General features: G+C 55.9%; 13 protein-coding genes. 3 read left to right on the forward strand and 10 right to left on the reverse strand.

Annotated elements, in window-relative coordinates:
* Positions 1-45 precede the first annotated feature (45 nt).
* The 3 genes from AC2LB6_RS15800 to AC2LB6_RS15810 form a co-directional block, all read right to left on the reverse strand.
* Positions 46-279, reverse strand: coding sequence for a DUF4060 family protein (locus tag AC2LB6_RS15800; protein ID WP_003850264.1), 234 nt, complete (start codon positions 277-279; stop codon positions 46-48).
* A gap of 221 nt (positions 280-500) precedes the next feature.
* The gene (locus AC2LB6_RS15805; RefSeq protein ID WP_490094212.1) at positions 501-1,712 is read right to left on the reverse strand and encodes a diguanylate phosphodiesterase; all 1,212 of its coding nucleotides are present in this window, start codon (positions 1,710-1,712) and stop codon (positions 501-503) included.
* Positions 1,713-1,811: 99 nt separating this feature from the next.
* Positions 1,812-2,333: a GNAT family N-acetyltransferase gene (locus AC2LB6_RS15810; protein WP_490094213.1), complete on the reverse strand. Its 522-nt coding sequence runs from the start codon at positions 2,331-2,333 to the stop codon at positions 1,812-1,814.
* Positions 2,334-2,628: 295 nt separating this feature from the next.
* On the opposite strand from AC2LB6_RS15810, the gene AC2LB6_RS15815 reads away from it, so the two are divergent.
* On the forward strand, positions 2,629-2,862 hold the full coding sequence (locus AC2LB6_RS15815; protein ID WP_490094258.1) for a hypothetical protein: 234 nt from the start codon (positions 2,629-2,631) through the stop codon (positions 2,860-2,862).
* Between the two features lie 165 nt (positions 2,863-3,027).
* Here the strand turns inward: AC2LB6_RS15815 and AC2LB6_RS15820 are convergent, their stop codons facing one another.
* Together AC2LB6_RS15820 and AC2LB6_RS15825 are read right to left on the reverse strand one after the other, a co-directional pair.
* A complete protein-coding gene (locus AC2LB6_RS15820) occupies positions 3,028-4,161 on the reverse strand; it encodes an MFS transporter (RefSeq protein ID WP_490094214.1) in 1,134 nt (377 codons plus the stop codon).
* Positions 4,158-4,700, reverse strand: a complete 543-nt coding sequence (locus AC2LB6_RS15825; RefSeq protein ID WP_490094215.1) for a TetR/AcrR family transcriptional regulator — start codon at positions 4,698-4,700, stop codon at positions 4,158-4,160. Before AC2LB6_RS15825 ends, AC2LB6_RS15820 begins: the two co-directional genes overlap by 4 nt.
* Before the next feature lie 542 nt (positions 4,701-5,242).
* Between AC2LB6_RS15825 and AC2LB6_RS15830 the strand changes: the two genes are divergently transcribed.
* Positions 5,243-5,515, forward strand: a complete 273-nt coding sequence (locus AC2LB6_RS15830) for a hypothetical protein (RefSeq protein ID WP_490094216.1) — start codon at positions 5,243-5,245, stop codon at positions 5,513-5,515.
* Positions 5,516-5,628: 113 nt separating this feature from the next.
* Here AC2LB6_RS15830 and budC read toward each other — a convergent pair whose 3' ends face one another.
* The 4 genes from budC to treZ all read right to left on the reverse strand — a co-directional run bounded on the left by budC (position 5,629) and on the right by treZ (position 12,963).
* On the reverse strand, positions 5,629-6,393 hold the full coding sequence (budC, locus tag AC2LB6_RS15835; protein WP_490094217.1) for a meso-2,3-butanediol dehydrogenase: 765 nt from the start codon (positions 6,391-6,393) through the stop codon (positions 5,629-5,631).
* Between the two features lie 127 nt (positions 6,394-6,520).
* Positions 6,521-8,596 carry a glycogen debranching protein GlgX gene (glgX, locus tag AC2LB6_RS15840; RefSeq protein WP_490094218.1) on the reverse strand — a complete coding sequence of 692 codons (2,076 nt, stop codon included), beginning with the start codon at positions 8,594-8,596 and terminating at the stop codon, positions 6,521-6,523.
* Between the two features lie 57 nt (positions 8,597-8,653).
* Positions 8,654-11,182 carry a malto-oligosyltrehalose synthase gene (gene treY, locus AC2LB6_RS15845; RefSeq protein ID WP_490094219.1) on the reverse strand — a complete coding sequence of 843 codons (2,529 nt, stop codon included), beginning with the start codon at positions 11,180-11,182 and terminating at the stop codon, positions 8,654-8,656.
* Complete coding sequence (treZ, locus tag AC2LB6_RS15850; RefSeq protein ID WP_490094220.1) at positions 11,179-12,963, reverse strand: malto-oligosyltrehalose trehalohydrolase; 1,785 nt, start codon at positions 12,961-12,963, stop codon at positions 11,179-11,181. Before treZ ends, treY begins: the two co-directional genes overlap by 4 nt.
* Positions 12,964-13,380: 417 nt before the next feature.
* Here treZ and AC2LB6_RS15855 point away from each other — a divergent pair, with 417 nt between their 5' ends.
* Positions 13,381-13,677 (forward strand): hypothetical protein, encoded by a 297-nt coding sequence (locus AC2LB6_RS15855; RefSeq protein ID WP_490094221.1) that lies wholly within the window; start codon positions 13,381-13,383, stop codon positions 13,675-13,677.
* A gap of 51 nt (positions 13,678-13,728) precedes the next feature.
* On the opposite strand, the gene AC2LB6_RS15860 is transcribed toward AC2LB6_RS15855, so the two are convergent.
* A complete protein-coding gene (locus tag AC2LB6_RS15860; RefSeq protein ID WP_490094222.1) occupies positions 13,729-14,982 on the reverse strand; it encodes a mechanosensitive ion channel family protein in 1,254 nt (417 codons plus the stop codon).
* Positions 14,983-15,012: the final 30 nt, after the last annotated feature.

A 15,012-nucleotide genomic window follows, 5' to 3' on the forward strand; every position in this document is an offset into this window, starting at 1 on the left:
CGGGGATGCGGGGGCTGCATGCCCCCGCAGGAGAACAGGCGGCCGTCAGGCGGCGCCGGAGAGATGCGTCAGGTTACGAACCCCGGTTATCACCGTGGCCACCATGGTTTCACGTCGGGTAATCACCTCAACCTGGTAAAACCGGCTACGGTAGGCGATAGAATAGATAATGGGATGGTACTTATTACCTTCTCCGTAGCGGGAGTAGTGCGCTTCAAGCGCACGGGTCGCTGCCAGGATATGGGAGGGTTCTTTATCACCGCGGATGATTTGCTTCATTCAGTTCCTCAAATGCTGTTCCTGGAGTCACGTCGCACGCATGGCGCGTAGCGCTGGCCTAAACACTGAACATCTGACTGCTAAACATTTAATCACTGATTCTGTTATGACTGTGACGCGGGAAGATGACAGAAAGATGATCCCCCGGCGCTGTTAATTATTTAGCAGCAGCCGGAGGATCCAGCAAGGCAGGGAATCGCAAATTCATCCTTATCGCAGGGTTAAACCAACTCCGGCCAGGCCACAGCGGCGATGCCATTCAGTTCAGGCCTGGAGAACAGGAAACCCTGGAACTGGGTCACGCCTGCCGCTTCAAGCCACATCCACTCTTCAGGCTGTTCAATGCCCTCGGCGATAACGCCAATCTCCAGTGAGGCGCAGCATTTCAGAATGGCATGAATGATCGCCTGCTTCGGTCCACTTTTATGCACATCAGAAATAATGGCCCGGTCAATCTTGATCTTGTCGGGCTGAATGCGCGTCAGCAGCGACAGCCCGGCAAAACCGGCACCGAAATCATCCAGCGCCAGACTGATGCCGGCTGCTTTCAGCTGCCTGAGGGCAGCTTCAAAGGCCTCAGGTTGCGAGATAATTTCATTCTCGGTGAACTCAACCATGATCTGCTCCGGCACCAGCCCCTGCGCAGCAATTTCATCCAGCAAAAACGGGACGGCGTCGGGCACTTCTACCAGCGTCATCGGTAGCAGATTAATCGACAGGGTCATGCCCTCGATCCCCAGATGCTTCGCCTGGGCAAAAGCGATCTTTTTCGAATTCAGATCGACCTGATAGAGCTGCTCACGTGACAGTCGGGCAAAGTACTCCAGCGGCAGTTCACCCTGCGGCCCGCGCAGCAGCGCCTCCAGCGAGACAATTTCACAGGCGAAGGGATCGACGATCGGCTGAAAAGCAAAGCTGACCTCATCCGCTGCCAACAGCGCTTTGTTGCCTTCACGCTGTTCTGACTCATTACGGATAAACGACCAGCCGCTGGCGGAAGGGATCTCGAAATAGTTCTCTTTTTCCCGCGCTTCGACAAAGGTGCGCAGGAATTGCAGGGCGCGATCGGCATAGGTCAGCTGATATTTGGTGGTGCACTTTGCCAGCACCGCTTCCAGCACCGTCTCTTTATCATGTAGTCTCAGGTCGAACAGCTCCATCCCGACATGGCCAAAACGCCGCGCCGGAGCGTAATCGCGCAGCAGCTCGACCAGATTATGGTGGCGCGGATCCTGGCAAATCCTGCTGTAGACCGACTTTACCGCTGCCTCCGGACCTTCCAGCAGTTGAAAGAAGTGCGTGCCATTGAACAATAAAATTCCGGTGACGCTGGATGATTTATTGATTTTATTCGCTTTTAACGCCAGATCATTCAGGATTTTCAGCGGCACATTCTCTGTAATGTGGCTGCGATAAATGATTGTCGACAACATAAAGATTTCCGGAATTTTTTATTTTTTGTTACGGCACCTTACCAGAAGCTTCTTCCGGGGAAAACGAGGGCCAGTACGTCTTTCTCACTCTGACTCTGTTTAGTCAACCGGCAGCGTGGTATCGCCCGTTCCCAGCATGCGCTGCATAAAAACGGTATCCAGCCAGCGGTCATGTTTAAAACCCACCGAGCGCAGGATACCCGTCATTTCAAAACCCGCGGCGCGATGCACAGCAATCGAACCCTGGTTCTCGCTGTCGCCGACGTTAGCGATGAGCTGGCGGTATCCTTTCTGCTCAGCCCACCTGATAGCATGCTCTAACAGACGTGAACCGGCACCGCGCTTCTGAAATCCGGGGTCGATATAAATAGAGTCCTCCAGCGTATGCCGGTAGGCGTGGCGCGGACGATAGGGGGCCAGATAGCAAAAGCCCCGCACTTCCCCGTCGCTGACGGCGATGAACCACGGCAGGCCCGCCTGCTGGATCTTCCGCATCCGCTCGCCAATCTCTGCGGCATCGGGCGGCACGGTTTCAAAAGAGCCTGTGCCGTTAAGGACGTGCCAGGCGTAGATCTGCTGAATTGATGCGATGTGGCGCTCATCTGCTTCAAAAATTTCCATAACCTGCTCCGGTTTTTGATCTGAAAATCTGCACCTGGTGAAAAAACAACGGTATAGCGGGCGGAGAGAGGGCGCAATATAAATATGATGCCCCTGCGTAATTTCATTTTTGACCTGTTTTCCAGGATTAGTCCTGGCTATAAGGGAATAAAAAGCCATGTCGGTTTAGTGCCACGACTGAATGGTGGTTAAGTCTATTCTGAAAACAGCATCAGTCGGGTGATTCGTGCCAGGGTTAAGGCTATTATCCTTGCGGTTCTGGTTGGGATGACTAATTATCTGGAGGCGCAGCGTGATGCGATTTGTTGATTTTCTGAATAGTAAGCAGGGGCTGCGTGCAGCAAGAAATCACTGCTTTGAATTAAATGGTGTGGTACTGGGCCATTTCACGGCGTTATTCTTGCACGATAACCAGATTATTTTTACTAAAGATGGTAAGCAGTGTGCTGTACCTTATTATCTGGGACCCAAAGAAGATTTACTTCAGCAGAAAGTTAATCCCCGCATTAAAAATATCCGCGCGATCTGATACGCCCTCGGAATGCTAATCACGCGATAGTCAGCCGGATGAATCTATTACTCCTCATGAGCCGGGTACTTATTTTTGGACTGTCTGGCAGGGCACGTCAGCGACTATTTATTACGGTCACCGACTATTTTAGCCTATTCTCCCCCCCCCTTATTTAACTGCCTCTCAGCTGTTCTGTGCCGGTACAACAAACAGTAACAGCAGGGCACCGATCGCAAAGAGCGTTAAGGCCGTAGTCGCACCCCAGAAGGCGTAGAGCTGGCCAAACAGCAGCGATCCCGCTACCTGGCCCACCGCCAGCATAAAAAACAGGATGCCGACGCCGGTCGCCGGGTCTTCGGCGGTGGCGCGAGCACCCCACACCAGCAGCACGCCCGACAGCGTGACGTAACCTGCGCCGCAGCAGGCAACCGCGATACCTAAGCCGATAGATTCACCATGACTCAAGGCCAGCACCAGTAGCGGCACTCCCATCCCGCACAGTGAGAGCCGGTATACACCCTTCAGCCCGATACGGGCAGCGACCGGACCGGTTGCTGCACCCACGATCCCAGCCCCTCCGGCAATCAGCCAGAGTAAGCGGGCGGTCTCCTCATCAACACCGACATGCTGTCGCAGCAGCGCTGACCCAAAGCTCCACCAGGCCGCACTGACCAGACCCGAAATCAACGCAATACACATCAGCCGATGCATGGAGCGGCGATACAGCCGCTGGTGCCAGTGACGCACTCTGGCGTCGCCTTCGGCAGCCTGACTCTTTAACACGCGTATTACTGGCAGCACACAGACCAGCGATAGCAGGGCAAACAGCAGACAGGCGGCGCGCCAGCCGCCAGGCAGCAGGCTCAGGATCACCACCGTCAGGATAATGCCCGCACTGGTACCTGTATTGATCAGCGTATTTGTGCGCGGCTGACGTGCTGCAGGAATTCGGTGACTGACCGCCGCGGCCAGTGCGGGTGAAGCCAGACCAGAACTCAATCCGGCGATAAACAGTCCGGCCGCCAGCATCAGTGCTGAAGAGGCACTGGCGAGCAGAAGCAGACCTGCCGTTGCACTGAGTGAGGCCAGCAGCGCGGTCACTCGTGCGCCATAGCGATCTGTCAGCGCTGCTGAAGTAAGAATAGTGAAGCAGTAAGCCACAAAGCTGCATGCCGACAGCAACCCCGCCTGCTGTGGGCTGAACGGGATATCTGAAGAGATAGCGGGCAGCATCAATCCCCATGAAAAGCGGGCCATACCGTAAGTAGCGGCGATCAGACTAAAGCCGGTGAGTGCCAGTGCTGTAGACGATCTCATCCGGTCACGCCCTTTTGACGCAGTAGCTGGCGGGCGACCTGAGCCGCCTGCCGGGCCGCGGCAGGACCGGTCAGGAGCGCCGTGGTGATCGCGCCTTCGAAGAGTATCCAGATGGCATCACTCAGTTGCCGATCTTCAGCACCGTACAGATGCGTCACACACTGTGTTATGTAGTGGCGCATTGTGGCACGGAAGGCCAGTGCCTGAGCGGCCAGTTCGCTGTCGCGCTCAGCATATTCCCCCCAGGCTTTCAGGAAGAAGCAGCCATGGGCACCGTTTGCCTTTGTCCAGTCGCCCAGTACCACAAACAGCTGCGCTATCGCCTCTGGCTGTTGCGATGGCAGCAGGTCAGCCATAAAACGCTGCTCGCGGGCACTCATCACGGCAGAGGTCAGTGCTTCGCGTGATGCGAAGTGATGATAAAGCGTACGCGTAGAGACACCCGCTTCCCGACAGAGTTGATCGGTAGTGGTGGCGTGAAAGCCATGTGTGTAGAAGAGCCGCTCGGCAGCCTGAATGATATCGTTTCTCTTTTTCATTACTCAAAAGTAAACCGATCGTTTTACTTTTTCAAGCCCATTCCTATCCTTTGCACACGGCGGTATTGATAAATCCCCGACGCCAGGCGCTCTGGCGCTTCGCTTAAAGGCGTGCGGCAGGGGGCTTTCACTGTTTTTTAGTCTCAGTTTATCAATACTCATACTTACCCCTGTGGGGGGTGAATGAGTTAGTTGTGACTCTAATCATAACGGTGGGTACTTGCAGGGCTTATTCGCCAGGTGGTTTATTATATTGTTGTTTTTATTGGATTATTTTGATTTTTGTTGTTTTATTGATGCATTAGCATCACAAATACAAGCGGGGCTGCTAAACGCGTGGGTATGTTTCAGGGCACCGAATGCCTGAAGCGATGTCAGCGGCAAAAAAGGGCATATTCTCAAAGTCAGTTTGAGTCATGCAATAAAGTGGTTTTAGGGTAAATTCTCAGTTAGTTTAATAACGCTTCAGATTACAAAAAAAACCTCTTACGAATTTTGGTTCGTTTTTTAAGATACATACAGCAACTATCAGGATGACTACCATGCTCAAAGCCAGCTACTATTATCTGTGCCCGCGTCCCATGGGTGGATGGATTTTACACAAAGAAGGTTGCGTTAATCTGTCAAAGAACGACAAACGCGTCTTTATTGGTTCGCTTTATACCCGACAGCAGGCGCTGGCGGTGGCGAAAGTTCATCACGCCAATGCCATACTCTGTAATGCCTGCCTGAGCACGTTTATTTGCCCGACCAGCAGCACGGCAATTAAACCGGCACGTGCAGCAACGCCAACCCGTCATACGCCAAGACATTAATTCGCTGGTATAATAATTCGCTGGCAAAATATGGCCGCATAAAAAAATAAAGCGAATTAACAGGGCGGGGCGTTCACAATAAAAAAGGCAGCGTAAAGACGCTGCCCTGATAATTATGCCTGTTTAGGCTGGCCATTAGAGGCGGTAATTCCGCCGTCGACCGGCAGATTGACGCCGGTAATATAACTGGCTTCGTCACTGGCAATAAACAGAATGGCACGGGCGATATCATCTGCTTCACCAGCACGGCGCAGCGGAATGCGATCGTAAAAGCGTTCCATTAATTCCTGATCCTGACTGGCATCTTCGGTCAGATCAGTGAGCGTAAAGCCGGGGCAGACTGCATTAACCCGCACGCCATCTGCGCCGTAGTCCATCGCCAGCGCACGGGTGAAGTTGGTGATCGCCCCTTTGGCTGCGTTGTAGATGCTCATGCCCCAGTCACCGCCTAAGCCGGATACGGAAGAGATGTTGACCACGTTGCCTTTGCTCTCTAACAGGGCAGGCATGAAATAGTGTACGCCATGGAAAACGCCATCAAGGTCGGTTTTCATCAGGGTTTTCCATGCGTCGAGTCCGACTTCATGGACGCGGCCCTGCACGATGACGCCCGCGTTATTCACCAGCACGTCAACCCGGCCATACTTCTTCAGCACGGTTTCTGACAGCTGCTTAACCTGTTCGGCTTCTGAGACGTCACACGCTGCCACCAGGTGATCGCCCGGCGTCATTCCGGCCAGCGTCTCTTCCAGTTTCTGCGCGGTACGGCCTACCAGCACCACTGATGCCCCTTCTTCAGCGAAGCGCTTTGCGCTGGCTTCGCCAATGCCGGACCCGGCACCTGTCACAACCACAACTTTCTGCGTAAATCTGGACATTATGCCTCCTTATCAGCATCAATTCTCACTGTTAACAACCGGTTAAGCCTGGCAGCCATAGCCAGAAACACAAGCGCAGCGCGAAATGCGCTGCGCCAGATGACTACTTTCTAACCGGGGTTAACGGCTATGGACGTCTGAACAGGGCGAAGCTGCGTCCTTCCAGTTCGAAATCCTTCTCTTTGGTGATAACGAGGCCGCGTTTCGCCACATCGCTGGTGGTCAGCTCCAGCACCCAGCCGCCTTCTCCGAACTGCGGAATGCGGAACGGCACATTGCCTTCAAACGGATTAAGCAGCATCAGTACGTCATGCCAGATGCCTTCCTCGGGCTGTAGATCCGGTCGGCCGATATAGACGCCCAGCGTTGAGCCTTCATCCCACTGCTCAGCCTGCTGGAAGCCGCCACCAGCGTTAAACCATTTGATATCCATACCGTCGCGCCAGCTTTCACGGCGCAGCAACGGCTGCTGAGCACGTAGTGTCAGGATCTGGCGGGTGAATTCGCGCAGCGCCTCGGCAGATTCCGGCAGGTTATCCCAGTGTACCCAGGAGATTTCGCTGTCCTGGCAGTAGCCGTTGTTGTTACCCATCTGGCTGCGGCCAAACTCATCGCCTGCCAGCAGCATCGGTGTGCCGTGGGAGAAGATCAGCGTGGCAAGGAAGTTGCGCTTCTGACGCTCGCGCACCGCGTTGATACCTTCGTCATCGGTCGGGCCTTCAACGCCATAGTTGTATGAGCGGTTGTCGTTGTGACCGTCGTTGTTATCTTCGCCGTTGTCCGCGTTATGTTTGTCGTTGTATGACACCAGATCGTTGAGGGTAAAGCCATCGTGCGCGGTAATGAAGTTGACGCTGGCCCACGGACGACGACCGTGCTGATCGTAGAGATCGCCAGAACCCAGCAGGCGGGCGGCAAAGTCGGTGGAGACGTTGTTGCCTTTCCAGTAGTCACGCACCGTGTCGCGGTACTGATCGTTCCATTCTGCCCAGCCTGGCGGGAAGCTGCCCACCTGATAGCCGCCCGGACCGATATCCCAGGGCTCACCAATCAGCTTTTTCTGCGATAGGATCGGGTCCTGCATTATGGCATCGAAGAAGCCGCCGCGCGGGTCAAAACCATCAGGTTCGCGACCAAGAATGGTACCCAGGTCGAAGCGGAAGCCATCGATATGCATCGACTCCGACCAGTAACGCAGCGAATCGAGCACCATCTGCAGTACGCGCGGATGTGAGGTGTTCACGGTGTTACCCGTGCCGGTGTCGTTGATGTAGTAACGATGCTGGTCTGGCATCGTGCGGTAATAGGAGAAGTTATCGATGCCTTTAAATGACAGCGTCGGCCCCAGTTCATTCCCCTCGGCGGTGTGGTTGTAGACCACGTCAAGGATCACCTCGATACCAGCATCATGGAAGGCGCGCACCATGTCACGGAAGCCCTGGATACCGCGCGGCCCGAAGTAGCGGGTGGCGGGTGCAAAGAAGCCCAGCGTGTTATATCCCCAGAAGTTTTTCAGCCCTTTATCCAGCAGGTGCTGGTCATCCGGGAACCAGTGTACCGGCAGCAGTTCTACCGAGGTAATGCCCAGGCTTTTGATGTAGTCGACGGTCGATTTGTGGCTCATGCCGTCAAAGGTGCCGCGCATTTCCGGCGGCAGCGCGGTGTTGAGCTGCGTAAAGCCTTTCACGTGGGTTTCATAGATGACGGTTTTCGGCCACGGCACATTCGGGCGATTTTTATCCTGCCAGTCGAATTCGTTGGGATCGATCACCCGGCACTTTGGCGTAAACGGCGCGCTGTCACGGGTGTCGAATGTCAGATCTTTATCGTCGTGATAGAGATCGTACGCGAAGTGCGCCTCGTTCCAGGCGATGTCGCCCGCAAGCTCACGAGCGTACGGGTCGAGCAGCAACTTGTTTGGATTAAAGCGATGACCATTTTCCGGATCATAAGGACCATAGACGCGATAGCCATAGAGCGCGCCGGGCTTCAGCCCCGGAATGTAGCCGTGCCACACTTCATGGGTGTATTCCGGCAGTTCCAGACGGGCAATTTCCGTTTTGCCGCTGGGATCGTACAGACAGAGTTCAACCCGCTCGGCGTGGGCGCTGAACAGGGCGAAGTTCACGCCCTGGCCATCAAAGTTGGCCCCCAGCAAATGGCTGTAACCCGCCGTAATTTCAAAACGCTGACTGTTTGACATTTATGCCTCGTTATTCAATGAACAGATTGACGCGTAATAAACAAATTCATTCGGATTTCACTGTGCCACCAGCACGGCGCACCACTGCGATGCCAGCTCTGTGAGCGGCAACTGGTCGCCGGCATTGAGCGTTTTGCCGCTCAGTTGATCCTGATAGCGGCGATTGCCCAATGCAGCAGGCAGGGCGATGACGGTATTAGCCCAGCGCGCTGCGGGTGGCTGATCGAGATTCTCTGGCAGCGCGTTAAACACCCGGCGTGACACAATCACAATCACCGCCTGATTCTGGTGGGTGCGGGCAAAGGCGAGCACTTTATCCTGCTGCTCGCCCCTGGCCGACAGCGCCAGATAGTCACCATGGCGGAATAGCTCAGGCTGCTGCTGACGCAGCGCCAGCAGCGTCACAATCGCCTGCTGATTGACCTGGCCGCGCAGCCAGTGCGCTTCGCTGCCGTCGTGCTTTGGCGCGTTAAGCATCGCGGCCAGGGCGTCGAAATCAGGCTCGCGGCGGTTATCGGGATCGACCAGACTGAAGTCCAGCGCCTCGCTACCCTGATAAATATCAGGCACGCCAGGCGCGGTAAGCTTCACCACGGTCTGGGTCAGACTGTTGACCAGCCCGGCACGCATAAAGGGTTGCAGCGACTGGCAGAAATCACTAAGGAAGGCGCTGTTGGCGGGCGCGAGCAGGTGACGGGCATAGCTCAGCACCGCCTCTTCATAAGCGTCGTTGTTGTCGGCCCAGTCGGTACGCAGTTTGGCTTCACGCAGCGCTTTCTCCACATAGACCACAAAGCGCGCTTCAAGCGCCGCCAGACCATCGGCATCCTGCGGCTGGAGAGTCGTCGGCCAGACGCCTGCCAGCGCTTCATACAGCATCCACTCGACGGCCGGTTCCGGTGCCGGACCATCTTTCAGGCGAACGACATGATCTTTGTTCATCTCCCGCCAGCGGCTGACGCACTCCGCCCAGCGCTGCGGCGCTTCGGTCAGCGTATAGAGACGCGCACGGGCATCTTCACCGCGCTTGGTGTCGTGTGTTGAGGTGCCTGACAGCGCATCGGGCTGATGCTCGCGCCGCGCCAGCATCTCCGCATGGAACTGATCCAGCGAGAAATGACGTGCCAGCGGTTCAGCGCCGACTTCATTCAGTGCCAGCGCCATGTGCTGACGGAAAAACAGGGTGTCCTCTACCGATTTCGCCATCAGCGGGCCGGTCAGCTGCTGGAAGCGGGTGCGGAACTGTGTCGCATCGTCGCGAGCAGCGTCGGTAACTTCAGCACGCAGAATACGCGTCAGGAAGTCGAGCGCCTGGGTGTCCGGCGCATGGTCGCTGGCTTTGACCTCGCTAACCACCTGTTGCAGCAGCGCGGTGTCGGCCGGTGTCAGGCCCTGCGGTGTGCCGTAGGTGCGGTAAACCGGGAACGCCACCAGCAGTTCACGCAGCGCATTTTTCAGTTCGGCTTCCGGCTGTGGCGCGCCTTCCGTATCAGCAATCTTCAGAGCCAGTTGTTGTAACCGGTTAAATTCACCAGCGAAGTTACGGTTCGCCATCAGCAGCTTGGCGGCACGCAGCTCCGCTTTCATGTCGACGGTTTTGCCGATGACAGCCTGATACGCTTTGCGCAGGCCGCTCAGGCGATCGCTGTCGACCAGCAGATTGGCGAGCGCAGCCATAAACTCATAACCGGTGGTGCCGGAAACCGGCCACTCGTCAGGCAACTGTTCATTGTCGCCGAGGATTTTCTCCACGGTGAGATAGCAGTCGGGACCCGCAGCCTGGCGTAACTGCTCCAGATAGCCGCGCGGATCGGCCAGACCATCCACGTGGTCAACGCGCAATCCCTGCACCGCGCCGCTGTGGACCAGTTCGAGGATCAGCTGATGTGCGGCATCAAAGACTTCCTTGTCTTCCACGCGCACGCCCACCAGACCGGTGACTTCGAAGAAGCGGCGGTAGGATAGGTCATTGGGCGCATCACGCCAGGAGATCAGTCGCCACGGCTGCTGATCATGCAGTTCGGCAATCTGTGCCGCATCACGCAGGGCGAGCACCGCCTCTTCCCGATCCTGCCATGTCTCAGGTTTAAGCGGATAGAAATTGTCGAAATAGGCCAGCGCTGGCTTGCCGGTCTGGGGATCGCGCTTCACGCTAATTTCACCCTTTGCCAGCACCGCCTCAAAGGTGTCACCGAGGAACGGCAGCGTCAGGCGGCGTGACCAGTCGATATCAAAATAACGGGCGTAGCGACTCTGTTCGCCATGTTCAATGACATCGCGCCACCAGGGGTTCTCCAGCGAGGCGGCCATATGGTTTGGCACGATGTCGAGGATCAGCCCCAGCCCGGCCGCTTTCAGTGCGGCAACCATGCGGTCAAAGCCTTCACGGCCGCCAATCGACGGCTCGATCTGGTTAACGTCGGTCACGTCATAGCCGTGGGTCGACTCCGCGGTCGCGCTGAAGATCGGCGAGGCGTAAAGATGGCTGATACCCAGCTGTTTCAGGTAGGGCACCAGCGCTGCCGCACGGTCAAAGGTCATGCCGTTGCGGAACTGGATGCGGTACGTTGAAGTAGGAATATTCATTCTGCTTCTCTCTTTTCCAGACGCACCACGATAGCGTTGGGAATCAGTTCGGTAGCGGTCTGCGGCCAGGCAAACAGGGTTTCGCCCGGCAAATCCGGGATCGGCTGCGTGCTGTCACCGACGTTCAGCGCCAGTGACAGTGTGCCCAGCGGGAAGTCCCAGCGTACTGCCAGGAAACCTTCTGCTGTTTTCACTATCTGACCGGCATCACCTCCGGCGGTCTGCAGCAGCGGCACGATATGTTCCTGGCGCAGTGCCAGCAGATGACGCGTCAGCGCCAGCCACTGCTGACCTTCCGGCGTTTCTGTGCGCTGCCAGTTGAGTTTCGACTGTTCAAAGGTGGTGACATCGTTAGGATCCGGCACCGTTTCGCCGTGACCGGCATGGCCTTCAAACTCGCGGGCGCGACCTTCACGCACCGCTTTGGCCAGATCACCGTGGAAATCGGTGAAGAACAGGAACGGCCGGGTTTCGCCATACTCTTCGCCCATAAACAGCAACGGGATATGCGGCGAGACCAGCAGCATGGCCAGTAGCACCTGCGTCCGCTCTGCGCCTGCCAGCGAGACCAGCCTTTCGCCCAGCGCACGGTTGCCCGTCTGGTCATGGTTCTGGATAAAGTCGACAAAAGCGACTGGCGGCTGGCTGCTGCTTTTCACGCCACGCGGCTCACCCGACTGCGGCGAAACTTCACCCTGATAGACAAAGCCCTCTGCCAGCGCCCGTGCTACGCGCTGTTCCGGCTGGTCGGCGAAATCCTGGTAATAGGCGTGGGTTTCACCGGTTGCCAGCACATGCACGGCGTTGTGGAAGTCATCATTCCATTCGCCGGTAAACAGCGGAGCATCCCCGTTCTCGTCGCGCGGATGCAGGAAGGTGACGTTACGGCAATCTTCGGTGGTGAGATGGACAGGGCGGTCGGTAATGGTGGCGCGGATGCGCTCAGCAATCTCAATCAGTACATGTTTTTCGCTCGGATCATCAATCTGATCGATGGCATCAAAGCGCAGTCCATCCAGATTAAACTCCTGCAGCCAGTAGAGCGGCGCTTCCACGATGTAGCGGCGCACCGCATCAACGTCATAGGCGATACCCGCGCCCCATGGCGTCTGGCGCTCTTTGTGGAAGAAATCTGGCGCGAGCAGCGGCAGATAGTTGCCCTCCGGGCCGAAGTGATTCAGCACGATATCCAGCACCACCGACAGACCGTGGCCGTGTGCCGCATCGATAAAGGCTTTAAAATCATCGGGCGACCCGTAGGCAGCATGGGGTGCATAGAGCAGCACGCCATCGTAACCCCAGCCACGATTGCCGCCAAACTGTGACACCGGTAGCACTTCAAGCATGGTGATGCCGGTTTCAGCCAGCATCGGCAGCTTGTCAATCGCCGCCCGGAAGGTGCCTTCAGGCGTAAAGGTGCCGATGTGCAGTTCATACACGACCGACTCCTGCCACGGACGGCCTTTCCAGCCTGTGTTCTGCCACTGATACCCATCAGGATCGATCACCAGCGACGGGCCGTTAACCTCTGCTTTCTGTGCGCGGGCGGCGGGATCGGGCACGGCCGTGCCATCCGCCAGCACAAAATCATATTCGGCATTTGCTGCCACACCTGCGACCTGGGTTTCAAACCAGCCATCAGCCTGCGGTGTCATTTCGATATCTTTGCCGGAGAGACGCAGCGTCACGCGTTGCTGACCGGTTGCCCAGAGGCGAAAACGCACCTCATCACTGGCAACCCGTTCAGCGCCCCAACTTTTTAAAAAAGATTTGGATTCCATTCAGTTGCCTCATTTAGTCTGGAAATACGCGATGGCGGCCACCGCGTGAAAAGGATGTCGATGACGTCAGCGTCAAAAATCATAAACCTTGCAGCGAGACCAGGGTGCCAGGTGGGCTGGCGCGTCTCTTCAGCCAGGAAACTGGACTGATATTCAGCGTGATGCGGCGGGAAGGAAGAAGTGAGACCGCTTCCACGCGGCATACAGAGAGTAATCATAGACTAAGATGTTGCAATCGCAGGGTTGCGGGGCATCTGGCAGTATTAATTTGCGTTAATTGCCGTGAATCGGACTTTGCCTGGGGAAAGGAGAAAGTGCAGACGCAGAAAACCCTGCCGGATGGCGTGGATTCGCTATAAGCTTAAACGCGACCGCGCTCAATGACCTGCGGCGCTGAATACTTCAAAAGGATGTTACGTGACGAAACGAGTTCTGTTAGCCGCGCTGCTGTTGCTGCTCGCCGCCTGTTCTAACCAGGTCGGGCACCGGCTGGACAGCAGTAATCTGCAGCATATTCATGCCGGTCAGACCACCAAAGCTCAGCTGATCGCGCTGTTTGGTCAGCCTGACAGTGAAACGCCTTACCCGGACGGACAGCGTTTGCTGAAGTGGACCTACAGCGAGGCGCGCACCCTGAACACCACCGAGGGGCAGACGCTGACCGTGCAGATGAAAAATGACAAAGTGCTGAACTATGCGCTCAGCAAGAGTTAATGCTTAGCACAGTTTAATCTGGCGGTGGCAAGAGATTGCCACCGCGCGTTATTACACGCCGTTCTGCTGTGCATCCCGGCTGTCGGGCCGCGGCTGAGCCAGCCGGGCGAAATCAGATCCTGCCGGGTGCTGGTAAATCTGCAGTTCAAAGAGTCGGGCCATCGCATAGATATACTCAAAAATCGCCGCCTGAGTATTTTCATAATCGGCCCAGAAAATCGATGAGGTGAAGCAGTAGATCTCTACCGGCAGCCCATCCGGTGACGGCTTCAGCGGCCGGACTACGATATACATCTCTTTCATAATGTCATCGCGCTGGGCCAGCCAGACAGTCAGGTATTTACGGAACACCATCAGATTGGTGATGCCGTTTTCCATAAACCAGCGGTCGCCAACGGCATTGATATCGCGCCCATCCAGCAGCTCAGTAATCGTTTCGCCTGCGAGGCGGATCTGGCTCATCGACTGCAGCATCTCCTGATTCACAAAGGTGATCGACTTCTGATCAAGATAAAAGCTGCGCATGATGCGGCGCGCGCCCGACGAGAACATCGCCTGCCAGTTGGTGTAGGTCTCGGTCAGGAAGTTCTTGGTCGGAATACGCGAAATGGTGTTATCCCAGTTGCGGATGGTGATGGTATGCAGCGCAATGTCGATCACCTCACCGCTGATGTTTCTGTCCGGCATCTCAATCCAGTCGCCCAGTTGCAGGACATCGTTAGAGGAGAGCTGAATGTTCGCCACCAGCGACAGCAGCGTATGCTGGAAGATCAGCATCAGCACCGCGGCAACCGCACCCAGCGAGGAGATGATAATCGCGGGTGACTTATTGGACATAATCGCCAGAATCATGATCGCGGCGATGATATGCACCAGGATTTTGCCGATCTGGATATAGCCCTTGATCGAGTGATTCTTGCGCTTGGATTTGCGCGTATAGGAGTTGTTAACAATCTCCAGCACTTCGTTGAAGAAGATCGACAGATAGACAAAAAACAGGATGCCGCAAATGGTCTGAATCGCGACTTTCAGATTTTCAGGCAGGCCCGGCATGAATTGCAGGAAGTTGTAGACCACAATCACCGGCACAAAATTTGACAGCTTCTGAGAGAGGCGGATGTCCTTATCGAGCGGAACGCCCTTTTTATGGCTGCTGAAAAAGACCTTTCTGATCACTTTGACGATGAAAAACTTGCAGATCAGGTGAGTGACCATCCCTGCCACGATCAGCAGCAACAGGCTGAAGCTGATCGACAGCACCCTGTTTCCCTCAATAAAACTCATCAGACTCTGAATGTAATGCATGTTAACCACGAACGAAAAAGTAAGGGGCGA

The organism is Pantoea sp. RCC30.1 (genome assembly GCF_058148845.1).

Excerpts from the sequence above, each read along its gene's own strand:
- AC2LB6_RS15800 (WP_003850264.1), bottom strand. The coding sequence starts at position 279 with ATGAAGCAAATCATCCGCGGTGATAAAGAACCCTCCCATATCCTGGCA.
- AC2LB6_RS15805 (WP_490094212.1), bottom strand. The coding sequence starts at position 1,712 with ATGTTGTCGACAATCATTTATCGCAGCCACATTACAGAGAATGTGCCG.
- AC2LB6_RS15810 (WP_490094213.1), bottom strand. The coding sequence starts at position 2,333 with ATGGAAATTTTTGAAGCAGATGAGCGCCACATCGCATCAATTCAGCAG.
- AC2LB6_RS15815 (WP_490094258.1), top strand. The coding sequence starts at position 2,629 with ATGCGATTTGTTGATTTTCTGAATAGTAAGCAGGGGCTGCGTGCAGCA.
- AC2LB6_RS15820 (WP_490094214.1), bottom strand. The coding sequence starts at position 4,161 with ATGAGATCGTCTACAGCACTGGCACTCACCGGCTTTAGTCTGATCGCC.
- AC2LB6_RS15825 (WP_490094215.1), bottom strand. The coding sequence starts at position 4,700 with ATGAAAAAGAGAAACGATATCATTCAGGCTGCCGAGCGGCTCTTCTAC.
- AC2LB6_RS15830 (WP_490094216.1), top strand. The coding sequence starts at position 5,243 with ATGCTCAAAGCCAGCTACTATTATCTGTGCCCGCGTCCCATGGGTGGA.
- budC (WP_490094217.1), bottom strand. The coding sequence starts at position 6,393 with ATGTCCAGATTTACGCAGAAAGTTGTGGTTGTGACAGGTGCCGGGTCC.
- glgX (WP_490094218.1), bottom strand. The coding sequence starts at position 8,596 with ATGTCAAACAGTCAGCGTTTTGAAATTACGGCGGGTTACAGCCATTTG.
- treY (WP_490094219.1), bottom strand. The coding sequence starts at position 11,182 with ATGAATATTCCTACTTCAACGTACCGCATCCAGTTCCGCAACGGCATG.
- treZ (WP_490094220.1), bottom strand. The coding sequence starts at position 12,963 with ATGGAATCCAAATCTTTTTTAAAAAGTTGGGGCGCTGAACGGGTTGCC.
- AC2LB6_RS15860 (WP_490094222.1), bottom strand. The coding sequence starts at position 14,982 with ATGCATTACATTCAGAGTCTGATGAGTTTTATTGAGGGAAACAGGGTG.